A 1,336-nucleotide genomic window follows, 5' to 3' on the forward strand; every position below is an offset into this window, starting at 1 on the left:
GAAACCTTTTCCAACTAGTTGCCCTTTAATTTCATCATTACTCAAAACCCCATCATCACCAGGATCAAAGTCTGTATAACATGCTTCAGACAACAGAGCCGCTTCATGCGCAGAAAGTTTCATTTTTGAAAATTGCATTTCATCCTCCTTTAAATTTCGACTTCATGCCCAAAAATTTTGACTTCATGCTCAATATTTCCGAACTCCTCGGAATTTCTTTGTTGTACCTGCAACTAGGCTTATTCATCCATATCCTCCCAAAACTTGGTATATGATGCAGAGGCCCCGCATCAAAATCCACATACCTCAACATCACCTCACCCGTCTTCGCATCCACAACATCATCCCTCCTCTCAATTAAGCCATAGCCTCTTTGTATATGAAATATATCATAATAAATCCTATCATTTAAGGGAATTCTAAAACTATCATTATCAACCCCTATCATTTCAGAATTTTCTATCGGCTTTAAATATTTCAACACCCCTCCATTTTCATGATCCCATTTTTCAGCCGTCTTGAATACAGTCAAGCCCGCCTCCTCCCGGCACAGCTTGCGGTATTTCACCTCCTGCAACGGCGCATCCCACAGCACCGGCAGCCACATGATCAGCATCACGATCAGCCCTGGATACTTGAAACGGTGCTTTTCATCCCGCGCCATCTTGTTGAAGATCCGCGCCAGCCAAAGGCTCAGACCCAAATAGCACAGCCACATGAAGACGATGGGAATGACAACCATGAGATCTTTCTTTCACCTGCGATTCGTTACGTTTTATAGTCCATCGCTGCCAGTGGGTACAGCGGGTTAATGTCAAACATCGTCAAAGCGCAATGCGAAGTGCATTGCCATCACAGAATTGGTTGGTGTTGGTGCGCAAAACATGGCGCGCGATCAGGCAGCCGCGTACATCCCCCGCCAGCGCATGCAACTGCGCACCGGCATATTCGCTGGCAAGCTCCAGCTCCAGGGCCGCCGGGTTGGCAAACTGTGGGAAGGCCTGCACAAATCGCAGCGCCGTGTGCATCTGCGGATTCGGGCGGTTTGCGGCGTTGCTCGTCCTCGCAATGGCGGGGGCCATTGCTGCGGCTCGCGCCTTGCAGCCCATCCCGAACCGCAGCGCCCACTTTGCCGCTGGATTCGTGCAGGCCTTCCCTTGGCATTGAGCTCATTGAGCTTGGCATACAACTGCTCACGGTCGTTGCGCGCTGGCGTGCCGTTGAGCCAGAACAGCCGGCCAATGCGCTCCAGCGTTTGCTCCAGCGTCATGCCCTCGTCGTCGGAGATGGCCGTCAAAATCCAATCGATTTGCGACAGGCTCAAGTCCTTGTTCAG

The 1,336-nt window shown here is 50.6% G+C and carries 2 protein-coding genes; both read right to left on the minus strand.

Annotation, left to right across the window (positions count from 1 at the left end; translation table 11 throughout):
• Positions 1–139: 139 nt before the first annotated feature.
• Positions 140–742: a hypothetical protein gene (locus CLI93_RS14600; RefSeq protein ID WP_095996037.1), complete on the minus strand. Its 603-nt coding sequence runs from the start codon at positions 740–742 to the stop codon at positions 140–142.
• 82 nt (positions 743–824) lie between these two features.
• Positions 825–1,082 (minus strand): hypothetical protein, encoded by a 258-nt coding sequence (locus CLI93_RS14605; RefSeq protein WP_143327020.1) that lies wholly within the window; start codon positions 1,080–1,082, stop codon positions 825–827.
• Positions 1,083–1,336 lie beyond the last annotated feature (254 nt).

Source organism: Vandammella animalimorsus (genome assembly GCF_002288875.1).
Lineage (GTDB): Bacteria > Pseudomonadota > Gammaproteobacteria > Burkholderiales > Burkholderiaceae_C > Lampropedia > Lampropedia animalimorsus.

What these genes read in the sequence shown, in the direction of transcription:
- CLI93_RS14600 (WP_095996037.1), bottom strand. Translation starts at nt 742, where the DNA reads ATGGTTGTCATTCCCATCGTCTTCATGTGGCTGTGCTATTTGGGTCTG.
- CLI93_RS14605 (WP_143327020.1), bottom strand. Translation starts at nt 1,082, where the DNA reads ATGGCCCCCGCCATTGCGAGGACGAGCAACGCCGCAAACCGCCCGAAT.